Origin of the sequence: Aeromonas sp. 9A (genome assembly GCF_963900955.1) — a bacterium.
GTDB lineage: Bacteria > Pseudomonadota > Gammaproteobacteria > Enterobacterales > Aeromonadaceae > Aeromonas > Aeromonas salmonicida.
This window is the reverse complement of the sequence record NZ_CAWRFG010000001.1, coordinates 2,795,594-2,809,578: the sequence shown is the minus strand read 5'-3', so window position 1 is coordinate 2,809,578 and position 13,985 is coordinate 2,795,594. Positions and strand designations below refer to the sequence as shown.

The 13,985-nt window shown below is 60.1% G+C and carries 12 protein-coding genes; 5 read left to right on the top strand and 7 right to left on the bottom strand.

The window, feature by feature from the left end; genetic code table 11:
- Positions 1–23 precede the first annotated feature (23 nt).
- Genes AACX78_RS13030 through AACX78_RS13015 form a run of 4 tightly spaced genes read right to left on the bottom strand, consistent with a single transcriptional unit; the run spans position 24 to position 3,424 of the window.
- Complete coding sequence (locus AACX78_RS13030; protein WP_159166445.1) at positions 24–1,019, bottom strand: VWA domain-containing protein; 996 nt, start codon at positions 1,017–1,019, stop codon at positions 24–26.
- Positions 1,016–1,582: a DUF4381 domain-containing protein gene (locus AACX78_RS13025; RefSeq protein ID WP_236556330.1), complete on the bottom strand. Its 567-nt coding sequence runs from the start codon at positions 1,580–1,582 to the stop codon at positions 1,016–1,018. Before AACX78_RS13025 ends, AACX78_RS13030 begins: the two co-directional genes overlap by 4 nt.
- Positions 1,567–2,466 carry a DUF58 domain-containing protein gene (locus AACX78_RS13020; protein WP_159166444.1) on the bottom strand — a complete coding sequence of 300 codons (900 nt, stop codon included), beginning with the start codon at positions 2,464–2,466 and terminating at the stop codon, positions 1,567–1,569. Before AACX78_RS13020 ends, AACX78_RS13025 begins: the two co-directional genes overlap by 16 nt.
- A 7-nt stretch (positions 2,467–2,473) precedes the next feature.
- Positions 2,474–3,424, bottom strand: coding sequence for an AAA family ATPase (locus AACX78_RS13015; protein WP_021140047.1), 951 nt, complete (start codon positions 3,422–3,424; stop codon positions 2,474–2,476).
- A gap of 195 nt (positions 3,425–3,619) precedes the next feature.
- On the opposite strand from AACX78_RS13015, the gene fadI reads away from it, so the two are divergent.
- Both fadI and fadJ read left to right on the top strand, forming a co-directional pair.
- On the top strand, positions 3,620–4,930 hold the full coding sequence (fadI, locus tag AACX78_RS13010) for an acetyl-CoA C-acyltransferase FadI (RefSeq protein WP_159166443.1): 1,311 nt from the start codon (positions 3,620–3,622) through the stop codon (positions 4,928–4,930).
- Entirely contained in the window at positions 4,930–7,080 is a 2,151-nt protein-coding gene (fadJ, locus tag AACX78_RS13005; protein ID WP_159167524.1) for a fatty acid oxidation complex subunit alpha FadJ, read from the top strand. Before fadI ends, fadJ begins: the two co-directional genes overlap by 1 nt.
- 185 nt (positions 7,081–7,265) lie before the next feature.
- Here the strand turns inward: fadJ and AACX78_RS13000 are convergent, their stop codons facing one another.
- Positions 7,266–7,844, bottom strand: coding sequence for a PhnA domain-containing protein (locus tag AACX78_RS13000; RefSeq protein WP_201302848.1), 579 nt, complete (start codon positions 7,842–7,844; stop codon positions 7,266–7,268).
- A 254-nt stretch (positions 7,845–8,098) separates the two neighbouring features.
- On the opposite strand from AACX78_RS13000, the gene AACX78_RS12995 reads away from it, so the two are divergent.
- Both AACX78_RS12995 and AACX78_RS12990 read left to right on the top strand, forming a co-directional pair.
- A complete protein-coding gene (locus AACX78_RS12995) occupies positions 8,099–9,328 on the top strand; it encodes a methyltransferase (protein ID WP_159166441.1) in 1,230 nt (409 codons plus the stop codon).
- A gap of 335 nt (positions 9,329–9,663) precedes the next feature.
- Positions 9,664–11,115, top strand: a complete 1,452-nt coding sequence (locus tag AACX78_RS12990) for a chitinase (RefSeq protein WP_159166440.1) — start codon at positions 9,664–9,666, stop codon at positions 11,113–11,115.
- Between the two features lie 143 nt (positions 11,116–11,258).
- Here the strand turns inward: AACX78_RS12990 and AACX78_RS12985 are convergent, their stop codons facing one another.
- Entirely contained in the window at positions 11,259–11,789 is a 531-nt protein-coding gene (locus tag AACX78_RS12985) for a hypothetical protein (protein WP_159166439.1), read from the bottom strand.
- A 107-nt stretch (positions 11,790–11,896) separates the two neighbouring features.
- On the opposite strand from AACX78_RS12985, the gene AACX78_RS12980 reads away from it, so the two are divergent.
- A complete protein-coding gene (locus AACX78_RS12980; RefSeq protein WP_159166438.1) occupies positions 11,897–12,295 on the top strand; it encodes a GFA family protein in 399 nt (132 codons plus the stop codon).
- Positions 12,296–12,660: 365 nt separating this feature from the next.
- On the opposite strand, the gene AACX78_RS12975 is transcribed toward AACX78_RS12980, so the two are convergent.
- On the bottom strand, positions 12,661–13,959 hold the full coding sequence (locus AACX78_RS12975; protein ID WP_159166437.1) for a sensor domain-containing diguanylate cyclase: 1,299 nt from the start codon (positions 13,957–13,959) through the stop codon (positions 12,661–12,663).
- Positions 13,960–13,985 lie beyond the last annotated feature (26 nt).

Genomic DNA, 13,985 nt, shown 5'->3' with positions numbered 1-13,985 from the left:
ACAGCCATCCGGGGCCATGGCGATCAATCATGGGCGTCTCCCCGTTGCAGTTGGGGGCGCAAGCGCAGCAGGCGTGGCCAGTGCAGACGGTCAGGCCACATCAGCAACAGCCAGGCGAGTGCCAAGGGCCAGGGATAGAGCTCCCGGTTCGGCAGATAGCGGGTCCGGGCCGTGGCGGCAGGCTCCAGGGTATCCAGTGTCTGGTTGATGGCATCGAGATCGCCCTGGGTCCTGGCGCGGAAATAGCGGCCCTGACCCACCTTGGCCAGCTGTTGCAGCAGGGCCTCGTCCAGCTCTGCACTGGGGTCGCTTTGTGCCGGTTGCAGCGCGTCGACGAAGGTATCGGGGTCGGCACCCACCCCCAGGGTGTAGAGGGTCATGCCGCTGGCGGCAGCCCGCCGGGCCTCACTCAGGGGATCGGCGCTGCCCGCCGTGTTGCGGCCATCTGTGACCAGCAGCAGGGCGGTGGGGCGTTTGGGATCTGCATGCTGGCGAGCCAGCAGTATGGCTTCTCCCAGCGCAGTGGTGCGGCCAACCAGATCAAAATCGAGCTCACGGGTCAAGGTCAGCAGGGCCTTGGTCTCCTGGGTCAGGGGGGAGAGCAGGTAAGCGTGATCGGCGAACACAACAAGGGCGATGCGATCGCCGGGGCGCGTCTCGATCAGTCGGCTTATCTGCTGGCGTACCGCGCTGAGCCTGTCCCGCTGCTCCCCCTCATCCAGCATGTCCTGGGTGCGCATGCTGTCGGAAAGGTCTACCGCCAAAATGAGATCCCGGCTGCTCTGGTAAGTGACCAGGGGGGGCTCCTGCCATTGAGGACGGCACAGGGCCAGCACCAGGGCGCACCAGCACAGCGTCATCCGCCAGAGTGGCTGGCCGGCATGGGGCCGCAGCAGGGGAAAGCCGTCGTGCAGCAGCACTGTTCGGTTTTGCTTGTCAGCAGAGAGTGGCGGCAGGCCGAAGCGCACCAGCAATGGCAGCACCAACGCCAGCGCAAACCAGGGCCAGGCGAGGATCATGATGGCCTCCGGTCACGCAGGTGTCTGCGGCCCTGTTGCCAGCGGCTGACCAATGCGGCCATCCCGGATGGCAGCCAGATGCAGGCTCGCCCCCAACTCAGGTAGGCGCGGCGCAGTGCCTCGAGTTGCCTAGCGTTTGGCGCCCCCTGACCATAGAGCCATTGGGGCCACTGGAGGGCAAATTCCCTGAAGCGGCAGCTCCCTTTGCTGTCCAGAAACGCGAGCCAGGCATCCCCTTGCAAGGTGCGCACCTCGGGCCAGCGGCGCAGGGCTGCCTCGCGCAGCACGGTTTGCAATCGGGGCACCAGATCCGGCGCCTCCCAGTCAATTTGTCGCTGCCAGCGGCGATAGCGTCCAAGGTTTTTCAGCGTCATGCCGATCAGCACGGCAATCAGAAGAGTGATCAGCAACTCCCACCAGCCCTGAATACGGGGATCTGATGCTGCGACCAGCATGGGGCCCGGGTGTATGTCACGTAGTTGCGCCGCCAGAGGTGAGAGGGGCGAGATTGTGGCCACGGCAGTGGATGCGCTGGCGAGCAGCATGCTTAAAACAGACGACATGCGCCCTCCTGCCACTGCTGTTGCAGCGACTGGCCGTTGTCGAGCCGGTAGAGGCGTTGTACCAGCGGCAGTAATTGTTGGTGGCTCTGGCGGGCCAGACGTTCGGCAGCCAGTTGGTAGCGATGAGCAAAGCCAGGCTCAGTGGCATCGAGCCAGCCGTTCTGTCTGCCTGCTTGCACGGCCAGCCGTCCCTGGCTTGGCAGGCTCGCCTCCAGCGGATCCCGGATCTGCCAGCAGTGGATGTCGTGGCGCCGCCCGAGCAGTTGCAACTGCTGGCTGAGCGACTCATCGCAGGGTTGGTGGTCGGTGACCAGTGTCAATCTGGCGCCGTGAGGCAGGCTGAGTCGCGCCAGCGTCCGGGCCAGGGATTGCGATTGCAACGGCGTGCGATCCAGCCCCTCGTCATAGTGATGGCAAAGGGCTTCCAGCAAGGGCACCAGAGAGCCGCGCTGGGGATGGATATGAAGCTCGGCGCCGTGGCAGATCAGGGTGTTGGCCTGTTTCTCTCCCTGCCACAGCAGGGCCGCGGCCAGCTCACAGCCCAGCCGGGCCTTGAGTTGCATCCTTGAGCCAAAGTACATGGCAGGGGAGAGATCAATCAGCAGCCAGTGAGCCTGATCTTGCTCCTCGCTGTAGAGTCGGGTGTAGGGGCGCCCCAGCCGGGCAGTGACCCGCCAGTCGATGTGGCGCACCTCATCCCCCGCCTGATAGGCGCGCAGCTCGCGAAAGGTGAGCCCCGGCATGCGGCCAAGCCTGCCCTGCTGGGCCGGTTGGACGCGAGCCCTCGGCCCCTGTCTCGCCCACAGCCTGATGGCCAGCAACTGGGCCAGGGTGAGGGCAATATCTGGGTGTGCGCGGGGCTCGTCCGGTCTGGTCATGGGCATGGGGTTGCTAGGGGCATGGTATCGCGTCCAGTAGCCGGGCTATCAGGGTGTCGTTATCAAGATTGTCGGCCAGTGCCTGATAACTGGGAATGAGGCGGTGGCGCAGTATGGCGGGGGCCAGTTGCTGTATGTCCTCCGGCAGCACGAAATCCCGTCCGGCGAGCCAGGCCTGGGCGCGGGCGGCGCGGGCCAGGCCTATGCTGGCCCTGGGGCTGGCACCGACCGCAATGAAGGGTTCAAGCTCGGGGCACAGGCCGCTACCCGGGCGGGTGGCGCACACCAGTTGCACCAGATAGTGCTCGAGCCGCCCCTGCATCTGTACCTCTTGAACGCCGGTGCGGGCCGCCAGCAGATCGGCCTGGCTCAGGGTCACTGGCGGGGGGGCTAGCTGCTCGCCCCGGGCGTTGAGCTGCAAGATGGCGAGCTCCATGGCGGGGCTCGGGTAATCCACCATCAATTTAAGCAAGAAGCGGTCGAGCTGGGCCTCCGGCAACGGATAGGTCCCCTCCTGTTCGATGGGGTTCTGGGTCGCTGCGACCATGAACAGCGGCGGCAGGCGCCAGCTCTTCTTGCCTACCGTTATCTGGTGCTCGGCCATCGCCTCCAGCAACGCGGATTGCACCTTGGCGGGAGCCCGGTTGATTTCATCGGCCAGCACCAGGTGATTGAACAGGGGGCCGGGCTGGAACACGAAGCTGGCATCTTGCGGGTGAAACACCTCGCTGCCGGTGAGATCGGCAGGCAGCAGATCGGGGGTAAACTGGATACGGGCGAAGCGCCCCTCCACCGCACTGGCCAGTGCCTTGACGGCGCGGGTTTTAGCAAGACCGGGCGCCCCCTCGATTAACACATGTCCTTCACATAGCAGGGCGATCAGCAGCCCCTCGATGAGGGCGCCCTGTCCCAGGATCTGGCTTGCCAGATAGTCTCTCAGTTGTCTGAACTCGGCCGCTGCCATGGGATGAACCCGTTGTTTTTATGGACGTTGTTCTTTTTATACTCCAGTTGTTCCAAGAGGGCGAGGGAGGGGGCCAAGATGACGGCAATTTAGTTTCAATCAGCCGTATGAAATTTGTGAGTGGATTGTTAAGATGTGGCCCAATGGAGGTCAGACCTCTTCCTTTTAATCTTCTCGTTTAACCAAGGAGCCAGGATGAAACAGCCATTGAAACTGACGACTCGCCAGGGCGAACGGATTGCCGTCGTGGCGGGTCTGCGTACCCCTTTTGCCAAACAGGCCACCGCCTTTCACGGCGTGCCTGCGGTGGATCTTGGCAAGCTGGTGGTGAGTGAACTGCTCGCCCGTACCAGCCTCGATCCCAAGCTTATCGACCAGCTGGTGTTCGGCCAGGTGGTGCAGATGCCGGAAGCGCCCAACATAGCCCGCGAAATCGTGCTTGGTACCGGCATGAGCGTCACCACGGATGCCTATAGCGTGTCCCGTGCCTGCGCCACCAGTTTCCAGGCAGTGGCCAACGTCACTGAATCCATCATGGCCGGCACGGTCGACATCGCCATTGCCGGTGGTGCCGACTCCTCTTCCGTGCTGCCCATCGGGGTCAGCAAGAAGCTGGCCCGCACCCTGGTGGATCTCAACAAGGCGCGCAATCTGCAGCAGCGCTTCAATATTCTGCGTGCACTGCGACTCAAGGACCTGATGCCGGTTCCCCCTGCCGTGGCTGAATACTCCACCGGCCTCTCCATGGGACAGACCGCCGAGCAGATGGCCAAGAGCCACCAGATCAGCCGCGAGGCGCAAGATGCGCTGGCCCATCGCTCCCACACACTGGCGGCGCAAGCCTGGGCCGATGGCAAGCTGAGCGGCGAGGTGTTCACCGCCCACGTGCCCCCCTACAAGTCGCCGCTGGAGCGGGACAACAACATTCGCGAGAGCTCGGATTTGGCGAGCTACGCCAAGCTCAAACCCGTGTTTGACCGGGTGCATGGCACAGTCACTGCCGCCAACGCCACCCCGCTGACCGACGGTGCCGCCGCCGTGCTGTTGATGCGGGAAGGGCGAGCAAAAGAGCTGGGGCTGGAGCCGCTTGGTTATATTCGCAGCTTCGCGTTTTCCGCCATCGACGTATGGCAAGACATGCTGATGGGTCCCTCCTATGCAACGCCGCTGGCGCTGGAGCGCGCCGGTATCACACTCGCGGATCTGACCCTGATCGACATGCACGAAGCCTTTGCCGCCCAGACCCTGGCCAACCTCAAGATGTTTGCGAGCGCCGAGTTTGCCCGTGACAAGTTGGGGCGCAGCCACGCCATAGGTGAAGTGGACATGGACAAGTTCAACGTCCTCGGTGGCTCCCTGGCCTATGGTCATCCTTTTGCCGCGACCGGTGCGCGCATGATCACCCAGACGCTTCATGAGTTGCGTCGTCGGGGTGGGGGATTGGGGCTCAATACCGCCTGTGCGGCGGGCGGGCTCGGTGTGGCCATGGTGTTGGAGGTGGAATGATGAGTGCGAAGACTTTTTCCCTGACGGTACGTCAGGATGGCATCGGTATCCTCACCATGGACGTACCGGGCGAGAGCATGAATACCCTGAAGGCCGCCTTCGTGGACGAGATCCGTGCCGTGCTGGCCGAGGTGAAGGCCAACAAGGAGCTGATCGGGTTGGTGGTGGTCTCCGGCAAGAAGGACTCCTTCATCGCCGGTGCCGACATCAGCATGCTGGCGGCCTGTACCAGTGCCGAGGATGCCCAGACCCTCTCTCGCGAAGGGCAGATCATCTTCGCCGAGATCGAGTCGCTGGCCATTCCGGTGATCGCAGCCATTCACGGCCCCTGCCTCGGTGGCGGGCTGGAGCTGGCACTGGCCTGCCATGGCCGTGTGGTGACCGACCACGGCAAAACCGTGCTGGGATTGCCGGAAGTACAGCTCGGCCTGCTGCCGGGCTCTGGCGGGACCCAGCGTTTGCCGCGCCTCATCGGCGTGGCCAAGGCACTGGATCTGATGCTGACCGGCAAGCAGGTGCGGGCCAAACAAGCCAAGAAATTGGGGCTGGTGGACGATGTGGTGCCACCCTCTATCCTGCTGGATGCTGCCATCAAGTTGGCCAAGCAGGGCAAGCCCCGCCATCAGTTGAAACGGGATCTGCAAGGCAAGGTGCTGGAGACCAATGCGCTGGGTCGCAAGGTGCTGTTCGATCAGGCACGCAAAGGCGTCATGAGCAAAACCCGCGGCAACTATCCGGCGCCGGAGCGGATCCTGGAGGTGGTGCGCATCGGCGTGGAAGAGGGGATGCAGGCCGGTCTTGCCGCTGAATCCCGCCACTTTGGCGAGCTGGTGATGACGGCAGAATCCGCCGCCCTGCGCTCCCTCTTCTTTGCCACTACCGAGATGAAGAAAGAGGTCACCTATCAGGGTGCCGAGCCACGCAAGGTTACCCATGCCGCCGTGCTGGGCGGGGGCCTGATGGGGGGCGGTATCGCCTTCGTCACCGCCACCAAGGCGGGGGTGCCGGTGCGGATCAAGGATGTGGCGAGCGCCGGCATTGGCAATGCCATGCGCTATAGCTACGACATTCTGGCCAAGAAGCTCAAGCGTCGTCACATTCTGCGCAGCGAGCTGGAAAAACAGATGAGCCTGCTCTCAGGCACCCTGGATTACTCCGGGTTCCATCGGGTAGACATGGTGGTGGAGGCAGTGTTTGAAGATCTCGCCCTCAAACACCAGATGGTGAAAGAGGTGGAGCGCGAATGCGGTGAACACACTGTGTTTGCCTCCAACACCTCCTCCCTGCCCATCCATCAGATAGCGGCAGAAGCGGTGCACCCGGAGCGGATCGTGGGGCTGCACTATTTCAGTCCGGTGGACAAAATGCCGCTGGCCGAGATCATTCCCCACGCCGGCACCAGCGCCGAGACGGTGGCCACCACGCTGGCGTTTGCCCGTGCCCAGGGCAAGACCCCGATAGTGGTGAAAGACGAGGCCGGTTTCTACGTCAACCGCATCCTGGCGCCCTACATGAACGAGGCGGCCCGCCTTGTGCTGGAAGGGGAGCCGGTGGAGGTGCTCGACAGTGCCCTGCTGGACTTCGGCTTCCCGGTCGGCCCCATTACCCTGCTCGATGAGGTGGGGATCGATGTGGGGGCCAAGATCTCCCCCATCCTCGAGAAAGAGCTGGGTGGCGAGCAGTTCCAGGCACCCAAGGCGTTCGACAAGCTGCTGCAAGACGATCGCAAGGGCCGCAAGAACGGCAAGGGTTTCTACCTCTATGGCAAGGCTGCACCACGTAATCGGCTTACCGGCAAAGAGGGCAAGAAAAAGGTCGATGAGAGCGTTTACGCCGTGCTCGGGGTCAAGCCTGCGCCCAAGCAATCCAGGATGGAAATTGCCGAGCGCTGCGTGCTGATGATGCTCAATGAAGCAGCCATGGCGCTGGACAGCGGTGTGGTAGCATCGGCGCGAGATGGCGACATAGGCGCCATCTTTGGCATCGGCTTCCCACCCTTCCTCGGTGGCCCGTTCCGTTACATGGACACCCTCGGCATCGACCATCTGGTGGAGCGTCTCGAGCACTACCAGAAACGCTATGGCGACCGATTTGCCCCCTGCGTTCGCCTCAAGGCAATGGCTGCGGAGCAGCAGCGTTTCTACGGGTAACGCTTGTCGGAAACCTGAATCATGCTCTGCCTAATGGCCCGAGCAGGATGAAAGTGCTGGCCTGTTGCCCCGGATAACAAAAGACCCCCCTCAATGACATGAGGGGGGTCTTTTTGTATTGCTATCCCATTAGGGGGGCTTGCACGGGATGTGACTGCGATCGGCTAGATCATCAAGCCGAGGAGTCAGGCCTTTTTCAGGTAGGCGGCCACCAGCACTATCTGCACGCCGTTGACCTTGCCTTCGATATGCAGCGGGTTGTTGGTCAGGCGGATGCCCTTGACCAGAGTGCCGCGTTTGGCGGTGAAGCCGCCGCCCTTGACGTCAAGATCCTTGATCAAGGTAACAGAGTCCCCTTCGACCAGCACTGCGCCGTTGGAATCCAGGGTCGGTACGCTGTCGTCATCGTCGCCAGCCTGGCCAGCTTCGGCCCAGGCCTTGGTCTCGTCTTCCATGTACATCATGTCCAGCATGTCCTGAGCCCACACTTCGCCCTGGCCGGACAGGGCTTTCAGCTGACGCCACGCCATGACCTGCACGGCGGGAACCTGGCTCCACATGCTGTCGCCCAGGCAACGCCAGTGATTGACCACTGTGGTGTCCGGCTGATCCAGCTGACCACGGCAGGTGTCACACAGGGCAAGGCTGTGATCATCATCGCTGGCCGGTGAGTGGGGCACAGCGAAGGCAGTCAGTGCCTGTTCGGCGCCGCACAGTTCACACTTGGCGCCTGCGCGCGCTTGCAGGATGGCATTGATGGTCATGTTTTGGTTCCATTCATGTTGGTAAAATGGCCCGCCTTGAGCGAACCAGGGTAAAGAGGGGGCGGAATATAGCATAAAACCCCTCTCTTTGTCAGGCCAAGGCCCGGGCTCCGGGTTGTTTGCCTGGTTGACGCCTGTGCTTACAGTTGCCTGCCGGGGCAAGGCCAGGGTTAATGACCGCCGGTCAGGCCCAAGCCCGGCCTCATGGCGGTCGACCCGCATTGGCGAGTGCTTTTTGGGAAGGGATCGCTAAAATGAGCCTCTTTTTTGACTGCAAGGCAGGGGCAAGCGTGCTGGCTCAACGTTTTCAACAACTGGATAGATTGCTGACCGAGACCCGGCGCTGGTGGCAATATCAACCCTATCATCACCTGAATCTGGCTTTTGCCGACGAGGCTCCTGCGCTGGCCGCACAGCTCAACGCCATGCCTCTCGAACAGATCAATCGGCTCGATGGTGACATGGGGGCTCTGTGCGACCTGCTCACCCCCTGGATCCCGGCGGGGAAGACGCTGCACGCCTTGAGTGAACTTGCGCTATTTACCCCGGAGCCCATCCAGTGCGCCAAGGAGATGGCGCTGCACATGCCGGGTCGCAAGCAGGCGCAGATAGAAGCCTTTACCGGCTGCCTGCCACCCCATCAAGGCCCCTATCTGGAGTGGTGCGCAGGCAAGGGCCATCTGGGGCGGCTGGTCTCCCTGCATCGGCAGGCAGAGATCCTGAGCCTGGAGCTGCAAGGTCCGCTTTGTGAAGAGGGACGTCGACTGGCGGCCCGCGACGGAGCTCGCATGCATTTCGTGCAGGCAGATGCCTTTGCGGCCGATGCCAGCCAGTTGCTCGTCACGGATCATCACGCCATGGCGCTGCACGCCTGTGGCGAGCTGCACACCCATCTGTTGTCGCTGGTGGCAGAACGTGGTGCCCAGGGAGTGACCATCTCCCCTTGTTGCTATCACCTGATCCGCGGCACCCACTATCGCCCCTTGTCTGCTGCTGCCAAGGCCAGCGCGCTTGCGCTTGCCAAGGCGGATCTGCGGCTGCCACTGCAGGAAACGGTCACGGCCGGCGCGCGCATCTCCCGCTTGCGCGAGCAGGAGGTGGTATGGCGGCTCGGGTTTGACTGCCTGCAACGCCAGGTGCGTGGGGTGAACGAATACCTGCCGGTACCCAATATGCAAAAAAGCCTGCTCACCGGCAGCTTCGAGGCGTTTTGTGAATGGGCGGCCGAGCGCAAGGGGATAGCCCTGCCTGTGGGGATGGATCTTGCCGCTTTTCTGGCGAAGGGGGAGGCGCGTTATGGCGATGTCGCCCGCATGGAGCTGGTGCGTCATCTGTTTCGTCGTCCGCTCGAGATCTGGTTGGTGCTCGATCGGGCGCTCTTCCTGCAAGAGCATGGCTACCGGGTGGAAGTGGGCGAGTTTTGCGACAAGCCCATGACGCCGCGCAATGTTTTGATCCGAGCCGTGCGATCCTCGCTCGCATGAACCTGTGAGTAGCCTGCCCCGGATTACCCTGCTGCCAGCGGGGCAATCCGGGGATCATCAGACAAGTCATTGTCATGGCCAGGGGCCAGGATAAGAGGGTGAGGCAGGGCGATTATCATGCCGCTCTTGTCTTTCTCTATCCTGTTTCGACATCCCTGTGGTATGCCCACGTATCAGGCCGACATTCAGTCTCTCTTTTTATATGCTTTTCATGGCCCACGGCCACTAAGTGAAATGGCTCACAGAATCGTTGTATTTCTTAATTTTTGATGAGAATTTAGTTATAAAAAGGCCTATTCTCGGGATGAACTTCTCCGAGACAAGGACTGTACCCCATGTTCAAACCCAAGCACTCTGCCTGGTTAGTTGCTGCTGCCTGTGCATTGCCAAGTTATGCCGTCATGAATATTCAGCCCGATCCAAAAAATGCCGGTGGATATGTGATTGCTGCACCAGAGTTGGCCGTCGTTGAAAAAAGCAAAACTGCCAATCCCATGTATGGCGTCTGGTCAAAAGCATTGGCGACTCGGCCCAATAATATTGTCGATGCCATCATGCCAAGAGCGGCCAGCAACCCGGATAACGTCAAGCGGGTCGAGCGGGTGTTCACGGAGTCTGACTGGGAATATTTAACCCAGATGGCAGCGCCGGAATATACCTATGAACGCTTCTTGCGGGCCATAGGTAAATTCCCGGCTTTTTGTGGTGAATATACCGATGGTCGGGATTCGGATGCCATCTGCAAAAAATCCATAGTGACCGCCTTTGCCCATTTTTCCCAGGAGACGGGGGGTCACATCAGCAAAGACAATATTTCTGATAATCCGCTGGCGCTGGAGGAGTGGCAACAGGCACTGGTGCATGTGCGTGAAATGGGCTGGTCAGAGGGGCAGGCGGGTTACACCACTGGGTGTGGGCAAAATGACTGGCAGAACAAGAAGTGGCCCTGCAGTACGGGGCAGGGCTATTTCGGTCGCGGCGCCAAGCAGCTCTCTTATCACTTCAATTACGGCGCCTTCTCCGAGGCGATGTTTGACGGCGATGCCTCTGTGCTGCTCAACAACCCGGGGCTGGTGGCCGACTCCTGGTTGAACCTGGCGTCCGCCATCTGGTTTTTCCTCACCCCCCAGGCACCCAAACCCGCCATGTTGCATGTGATTGACCGCACCTGGGTGCCCTCCCAGCGCGAGATAGCGGCCGGCATCGGCTATGGCTTTGGCACCACCATCAACGTCATCAATGGCGGCATAGAGTGTGGTGAACAGAACAAAGACAAGGGCCAGCCGGTCAACCGGATCCGTTATTGGGAGGGGTTGGCCGAGCATTACCAGATCCCCGTCAAGGCCGACGAGAAGAACACCTGCTGGCAGCAGACCCCCTACGGCAGCCTGAATCTGAACGGTGCCACCGATGTGCTTTATACCAACTGGGATGGCAACTGGAAGTACTACCCGGACAGACCCGGCGGTTACTCCTTCGAATGTGAGCTGGTGGGTTTTCAGACTGCCTATTCGGCCCTGGTGCCGGGAGACTACGAAAAGTGTGTGACCAACTTTTACGGCTCCCATGCCAACTGGCCGAAAGTGCGTATTGTCGCCAAGCTCGATCCCGCACCGATCGATCCGGTTGATCCGCCCGTTGACGGGCATGCTGCCTGGGATATCACCAAGGTTTATACGGCGGGGGCCAAGGTCAGTCATAAGGGGGCTGTTTATCAGGCCAAATGGTGGACTCAGGGTAATGAACCCGGCAAGGGCGATCCCTGGGCGCTGGTGCCGGCCAAGTGAGATACGTGTATTTTTCACTGTACTGACGTCATCAGTCTTGCATGTGACGAAATAATGAGAAGGGAGGCATCTTGCCTCCCTTCTATTGTGGTTTTTAGTATCAACCCATTTAATGGATTGGCGGTTTTTATATACACCTGCGGCTAAGGTACATCGATGCAAGTAAACGAAGATGCATCAATCTCTTCTTGGCTAAGCAGCCCGAACTTCAATATTCTGGAACTGCATTCAGATGACTGCCACGGCTTGCAATTGCTGACGGATAACATGCACTCATTACCTGAGCAAAGGTAACTGGTTTGATTAAGGCGATTCAGCGCATTACGTTCATAGATAGACGCAATCACTGCGCCAACATTGGCTGCCGTATCTCCCTCACAAGAAAAACGCTCAACCATGATGTCTGTATTGGCGTGTCGAAACACCTGCTCAAGGCTGATTGGCAAGGTATCCCGTATTGGATTTGACATATGATCATATCGCCACACTATACCTGCCCCCATCACGGCACCGATCAGAAGCAAGGCCGCTGACTCAAACTTTTTCAATAGTGATCCCCTGTTGCTTGGATATTTGTCGTGCGATATCTGCGCCCCATTTATGGCCATGATGGCAGATGGCAATACGCTATTTATTATCATGTCGCCGAGGTCGTTGGTATAACCATGTTTCATTGGTGTTTTGTGAGGCAGTTAATGGCGAGGACGTGACAGGCATGGTACTCATCTGATGCGAAATCTGGCCGAAGAACGGCTTGGACCCATCTTGTTAGGGAGGCGTTATGCAAGGACATTGTTTGTGCGGCGGCATCGTTGTGTCGACCGGAGATCATCAGGAGGTCAATCTCTGCCACTGCACCACCTGCCGGCGCTGGTCGGGTGGGCCGCTGTTTGCGGTGCATTGCGGTGCGGACGTGCGCTTCACCGGGATCGCCCCTGTCGCCTATCGATCATCGGAGTGGGCGGAGCGCGGATTTTGCCCCACCTGCGGCACTCACCTCTTCTATCATCTGCTGCCGACGGATGAGTACATAGTGCCGGCCGGCCTCTTCCAGCGGAACGATTTTCAGCTGGCGAGCCAGATCTTTATCGATGAGAAGCCTGACTTCTACGAGTTGAAGAACGAGACGCCCACCCTGACCGGCCAGCAGGTGTTCGAGCAGTTTGCGCCCAAGCCATGATGTCGCCTTCTTGATCAGCTCATGTGCTATGACGTGCCGGGTGCGGATCACTCAGCCACCTCATTGGTGCAGGCTCGGCAGGACTTCCCTGAGCAGGTCTAGAGCGAGGCAGCTATTGAAAATGATCAACCCGCAGGGCCTTTCGATGGGGTGGTTATCTGGAATTCACTGTTTCATCTGCCAAGAGCTGCGCATCAACCCTTGTTGCAAAAAGCGTGTGAGGTGCTGGCAGGTGCAGGTGGGCGTATCCTCTCCAGTGGTGGGCGGGACAAGGTCCGGTTAGCTGTGGTGCTGCGTCAGACCTGAATTCAACATCATTCAGGTCTGACGCATGCGGGGAGTCTTTGGTGTGGTCACATTCCGGCTTACGGCTGTTCAGTTGCCTCTTTGATGCAGCAGTTTCGCCCCTGTTTTTTGGCCAGATAGAGCGCTGTATCGGCCCGGCGCACCATGTTGTCGACGTTATCTTGTGGGCCTTGACTGGCGCTGATGCCGATACTGACGGTAAGCGGGATCTCGATGTCGGCGCCCAATGGGTGGCTCTCTGACGCTATGGCTAGCCGGATCCGCTCTGCGCTGGCCCAGGCCAGATCCAGCGAGGTTTCCGGCAGCAAGATGATGAACTCCTCGCCGCCCCAGCGGCCCAGTATGTCCACCTCCCGCAGTTGCTTGGCAATACGCCTCACCAGACTGAGGATCGCCTGATCCCCTTGCTGATGGCCGTGCGTGTCGTTGACCTGCTTGAAGTGATCGATGTCGAGCAGCAGCAGACTCATGGTATGGCCGAAACGCTGGCAGCGCTGCACTTCCTGCTTGACCAGCTCGTCGAAGCGGCGCCGGTTGGCGATCCCGGTCAGGGGATCCGTGGTGGCCGCTACTTTCAGCTCTTCCACCAGACGGGCCCGCTCCGAAATGTCCCGCAGTATGGCGGTCATCTCAGTGGTTTGGCCCAGATTGATCTTGGCGATGGTCACTTCCAGCGGAAATTCGCTGCCATCGCTGCGCAGACCCATGACGGAGGCGCGGGCGTGCATGGGGCGCGAGTTGATGGGGGAGTTGCTGAAGGCTCTGAAATAGCTCTCGTGGTTGGAGCGAAAGCGCAGGGGCAACAGGGTTTCCAGCCGTTTGCCCACATAGCTCTCATCAACCCCGAACATCTCGCAGGCGGCGGTATTGATGAGCTCGATACGGGATTCGCTGCTGACGCTGATGATGCCGTCATAGGCCGAGTTCACCACGGCTTCAAAACGCTTTCGACTCATTTTGAGTGCATCTTCCAACTGCTTTTTGGCCGTGATGTCGATGGCGGTGACTATGATGCGGGTGATCCGGGACTGTTCGGGAATGATGATGGGGGAGAGGATGAAACGCCACCAGCTGGTACGCGACAGAGTATCGATGGGAAGCTCGCTCTCCAGCCCGGTTTGCTGGCTGACACAGTCATGCATCGGCTGCTCTATGCTGCCGGTGATGTAGCGGGGAAACATCTCGTTGAGTCGTTTGCCTATGGTGCTCGGCACATCCAGCTCGAATGCCTGGGCAAAGGTATCGTTGGCCGAGACCAGGATGAAGCGATCATCCGCATCCAGGGAAAATACCGCCACCGCCGCACCGATGGCATCGAGAGATGATTTGATCTCGGCATGAGAACCCTTTGTAAACATGCAACCTCCATGACGAATAACACATT

Coding starts and splice junctions, on each gene's coding strand:
- AACX78_RS13030 (WP_159166445.1), bottom strand. CDS start 1,019: ATGATCCTCGCCTGGCCCTGGTTTGCGCTGGCGTTGGTGCTGCCATTG.
- AACX78_RS13025 (WP_236556330.1), bottom strand. CDS start 1,582: ATGTCGTCTGTTTTAAGCATGCTGCTCGCCAGCGCATCCACTGCCGTG.
- AACX78_RS13020 (WP_159166444.1), bottom strand. CDS start 2,466: ATGCCCATGACCAGACCGGACGAGCCCCGCGCACACCCAGATATTGCC.
- AACX78_RS13015 (WP_021140047.1), bottom strand. CDS start 3,424: ATGGCAGCGGCCGAGTTCAGACAACTGAGAGACTATCTGGCAAGCCAG.
- fadI (WP_159166443.1), top strand. CDS start 3,620: ATGAAACAGCCATTGAAACTGACGACTCGCCAGGGCGAACGGATTGCC.
- fadJ (WP_159167524.1), top strand. CDS start 4,930: ATGAGTGCGAAGACTTTTTCCCTGACGGTACGTCAGGATGGCATCGGT.
- AACX78_RS13000 (WP_201302848.1), bottom strand. CDS start 7,844: ATGACCATCAATGCCATCCTGCAAGCGCGCGCAGGCGCCAAGTGTGAA.
- AACX78_RS12995 (WP_159166441.1), top strand. CDS start 8,099: ATGAGCCTCTTTTTTGACTGCAAGGCAGGGGCAAGCGTGCTGGCTCAA.
- AACX78_RS12990 (WP_159166440.1), top strand. CDS start 9,664: ATGTTCAAACCCAAGCACTCTGCCTGGTTAGTTGCTGCTGCCTGTGCA.
- AACX78_RS12985 (WP_159166439.1), bottom strand. CDS start 11,789: ATGAAACATGGTTATACCAACGACCTCGGCGACATGATAATAAATAGC.
- AACX78_RS12980 (WP_159166438.1), top strand. CDS start 11,897: ATGCAAGGACATTGTTTGTGCGGCGGCATCGTTGTGTCGACCGGAGAT.
- AACX78_RS12975 (WP_159166437.1), bottom strand. CDS start 13,959: ATGTTTACAAAGGGTTCTCATGCCGAGATCAAATCATCTCTCGATGCC.